Source organism: Belnapia sp., assembly GCF_059504005.1.
On record NZ_JCACHU010000095.1, the window covers coordinates 1 to 3,753 of the forward strand.

Consider the following 3,753-nt stretch of genomic DNA (forward strand, 5'->3'; position numbering starts at 1 on the left):
GTCCCAGCATGGCTGCGATCGCCTCGATCCGCAAACGATGCAACAGAACCCCTTTAAATGCGTCGAGCAACGCATGTCCCACCGCGACTGCCAGCGTCGACTTACCCATCCCGCCAGGGCCAACGATTGTGACAAAGCGATTGCGCGCCAGCTGCGCCGCGATCGTAGGCACGGCATCATCTCGGCCCACCATGCGTGCAAGGTGAGCGGGAAGGCGGTGCAGCGGGGACGGGGACTTGCTGGCCAACGGCGGTGCGCGCCAGACGGGCGCAACGAAAGAATACCCGCGCCCCGGTAGGGTCTCGATGTATCTTGCGCCCGCAACCCCGTCACCGAGTGCCTTGCGCAGCATTGCGACATGGAAGCGGAGATTGCCCTCGTCCACGGTGACATCGGGCCAAACCCGCCTCAAGAGCTCCCTCTTATCAATAGGCTGGTTCGACGTCGCCACAAGAACAGTCAGCAGATCTAACGCGCGGCCACCCAGCGGAACTTGCCGCCCATCTCGCTCGAGCAGCCTCTCCGACGCGACCAGCCGGAACGGGCCGAAACACAAGGTCTCCCAACCATTTGTTGTGTCAGCATCGTCCATGTTTGCCCTCCAGCTGACACGTTTGCAGTCCCGGCGATCCACCTCACGACGGCCTATAGGCCACGGCACTACGATGTCAGCAGCAGCAGAGGCTTTGGCCTAATTGCCCCAGTAACGAGAGCTTACCCGTCGAAGGCAAGGTGTGGCCATGCCCTATCATGATGGCGTGGACGGTCTTTGCCGGCATCGATATGGGACGCTGGAGATGCTGACGAACCACCGAAACGCACAAAGGGCTTGGAGTCACGTTCATGACTTAGGGTGACCGTAACCGCTCTTAATGCAACGGCCGAGAGGCTGAAAGTTATACCAGTCGTTAGATGAAAGCGCCGGTTGAAGTTGGATGTCTTGCATGACACCGAAGGCGGCAATGACAGTTCGGTCGGGGATGACATCGCGCAACAAGGGAACCGAATTGCCCATCGACACAAGAGCGAGGACGAGGAGCCCTCTGATGCTGGCCCGGATCTCGTTGGACGTGCTGGTGCCGGTCGGCGACCCCTTGGTGAGCCCCAATTTGTCGCCAGCGACATGGACCGCGAAGCGTCCCGATGAGAACCGGGGGCATGACCCTGATTTCGGCGTGATGGGCTGATGGCAGCCCGTCTTGTTCCTGACGATTTTTGGGCGGCGATCGAGCCGTTGCTGCCGCCCGAACCTGCTCGGCCCAAGGGTGGCAGGCCGCGGGCCGCGACCCGCGGGGCGCTGACGGGCATCCTCGTCGTGTTGCGCATGGGATCTAGTGGCGGGACGTGCCTGCCGAGATGGGATGTAGCGGTAAGACCTGCTGGCGCCGGCTGGTGGCCTGGCACACAGCTAGGGGTTGGGCGGCATGGCATCGTGCGCTCCTCGAGCAGTTCCGCGAGGCGGATCGCCTGGACTGGCGCCGAGCGTTGCTCGACAGTGCTGCCGTACGTGCCAGAGGCGGGTGCGGAGACCGGGCCCAAACCCGGCGGACCGCGGCGAGGCCCGCACCAAGCGGCAGCTGGTCGGCGATGCTGAGGACATGCCGCTTGGCCCGACCAGCCGTGCGGCCAACCGGCACGACAGCCGCAGGGTGGCGCCAATGTTGGATGCGGTGCCGCGTATCTGGGGCCGCCCGAGACGGCCGCGCTGCCGCCCGGATACATTGCACGCCGACCAGGCCTACGACCATCGCCGCTGCCGCCCGGAATGCCGCGCCCGCGGCATCGCGCCGCGCATTGCCCGGCGCAGCATCGACAGCCGCGAGCGTCTCGGCCGACACCGCTGGACCGTCGAACGCAGCCTGGCTTGCCTCGCTCAGTTTTGCCGCCCTGCCATCCGTCACGGGCGACGGGCCGATGCCCATCTCGCCTTCACCACACTCGCTTGCGCCATCTTCTGCCTCAGGCAGGTTAGGCAGTCTTGTCCCTGGCTCTTAGTCCGCTTGACTCCGTACCAGTGGACACCCCCCGTCGGAAAGCGGCCGAAACGCTTTGTCCGGGGGCATGCTGGCCACAAGCTTGAGGTAGTCCCAAGGCTTGTGGTGCTCAGCCGGTGACATGGCCTGGAACAGATAGGTTGGGTGCAGTTTTCGTCCGTCAACGCGTACTGAGCCAGGACCAAACGCATCATCATCAGTCGGCATGCGCTTCATTGCCTCAATAACGTCGACGCCGCTGGCCTTCGCCTGCGCGGCGCCGACCGCAGCGACTGCCTTCAGATAGTGCAGTACAACGGAGTAGCATTGGAACTGCACGCTGTTCGGGTAACGCCCATTCGGCATGTTCGGCAGCATCCGCCTGGTTACCGCCCGTGTTCGCTCATTGAGGTTCCAATAGGTGCTTTCGGTCAAGGTCAGCCCATCAGCAGCGGGGAGCCCAAGTGTGTGCACATCCGAGATGAGGCCGATGAGCGCCGCTAAGCGGATGCCTCGCCTTACAATGCCAAAGTCCTTCGCCTGCTTCACGCAGTTGATCATGTCTGTGCCGGCATTGCAGAGTGCGATCGCATCCGGCCGTTCGGAGGCTGCCGTCAGCAGGTAAGACGAGAAATCGGTTGTCTGCGGAAAAGGATAGGCAGTGCTGCCTACTACCTCGCCCCCGCCTGCTTTGACAATTTGAGTTAGGTCATGTTGCAGCGCATGTCCAAAGGCGTAGTCAGCCGTGATACAATACCAACGCTTTGTGCCAGCACGTACTAACGCTCCACCAGTCGACTGAGCATTTGCCCAGGAGTCTGTCGTCCAATGTACTGTGTTTGAGCTACATTTCGTGCCGGTCAGGTCAGAGATTGCTGCCCCACTGTTCAAGTGTGCTTTATTTTTTTCTCTAGTTAAAGCGCTCAAGGCCAGCGCGATAGCACTGTTATTGACATCAGTGATTGCGTCTACGCCGTCGCGGTCGAACCATTGCCTCGCAATGCTTAAGCCCACATCAGCCTTGTTTTGATGGTCGGCAACCAAAATTTCCACGTTGAGGCCAGCAGAGGTAGCGAAGTCTTTCACGGCTTGGCGCGCCGCTGTAACCGCTCCGGGTCCACTGATATCGCGGTACGCACCAGACATATCGGTAAGCACACCTACACGGATCGTGGGCGCCCCGCTGCCGGATTGCGCCTTGCTCCCCCCGGGCCGGTCCACGAGGCCGAGTCCCGTACCTAGTGCGACGCCGGCAAGCGTATTTCGCCTAGTCTGCAGCATTGTTGTGACCCTCTTCCTCCGCCAGTTTCGTTGATGCCAGTCGCAGCCTAGCCGACACGATCCTTGAGAGTTGACGGAAATGGCGCCGCACTGCGCCCGGATCGGCGGACAAGGCATTGTCTCACGTAACATACCAAAGGTCGCTTACTGCCCCACAGCCTGCATGTCGGCCGGGTGGTAATAGCCGTTCGTCCCGATTGACCTTTGGCGCCGTCATGAGCAACGAACTGCCCGATGCAGGTATATTCACCGAGCCCTTACCGACACTCAGGTATCGTCGACCCTTAAAGTTCCACTGCTGAGGGATCGATGAGGCCGGCACCATCGCTTCAATTCCGATGAGTATCCCGAAAACCAACGGAAGATGGAGGTTTAGCGAAAGTCGCTCAGCATCTTCTGCAGCACGAGCTCTAGCGAGGTGTCGGGTCTGGATTTGCGGGCGGCTCTAAGAGCCCGTCCGAGATGTTTATGAGCGTGCCAAGCGCCTTGCCATCAGCTT

Annotated in this window: 3 protein-coding genes and 1 pseudogene; 2 read left to right on the plus strand and 2 right to left on the minus strand. The window is 61.3% G+C overall.

Features of this window, described 5'->3' with window-relative positions; translation table 11 throughout:
• Window positions 1-592, minus strand: a 592-nt coding sequence (locus tag AC5JJ1_RS13565) for a winged helix-turn-helix domain-containing protein (RefSeq protein ID WP_495785636.1), incomplete at its 3' end; no start/stop codon positions are given.
• A gap of 454 nt (window positions 593-1,046) precedes the next feature.
• Here AC5JJ1_RS13565 and AC5JJ1_RS13570 point away from each other — a divergent pair.
• Together AC5JJ1_RS13570 and AC5JJ1_RS13575 are read left to right on the plus strand one after the other, a co-directional pair.
• Window positions 1,047-1,187 (plus strand): hypothetical protein, encoded by a 141-nt coding sequence (locus tag AC5JJ1_RS13570; RefSeq protein WP_495785637.1) that lies wholly within the window; start codon window positions 1,047-1,049, stop codon window positions 1,185-1,187.
• Window positions 1,187-1,985: pseudogene (locus AC5JJ1_RS13575) on the plus strand (IS5 family transposase); the annotation flags it as partial. The gene AC5JJ1_RS13570 and the pseudogene AC5JJ1_RS13575, both read left to right, overlap by 1 nt.
• Before the next feature lie 6 nt (window positions 1,986-1,991).
• On the opposite strand, the gene AC5JJ1_RS13580 reads toward AC5JJ1_RS13575, so the two are convergent.
• Complete coding sequence (locus AC5JJ1_RS13580) at window positions 1,992-3,254, minus strand: ABC transporter substrate-binding protein (RefSeq protein WP_495785638.1); 1,263 nt, start codon at window positions 3,252-3,254, stop codon at window positions 1,992-1,994.
• Window positions 3,255-3,753 lie beyond the last annotated feature (499 nt).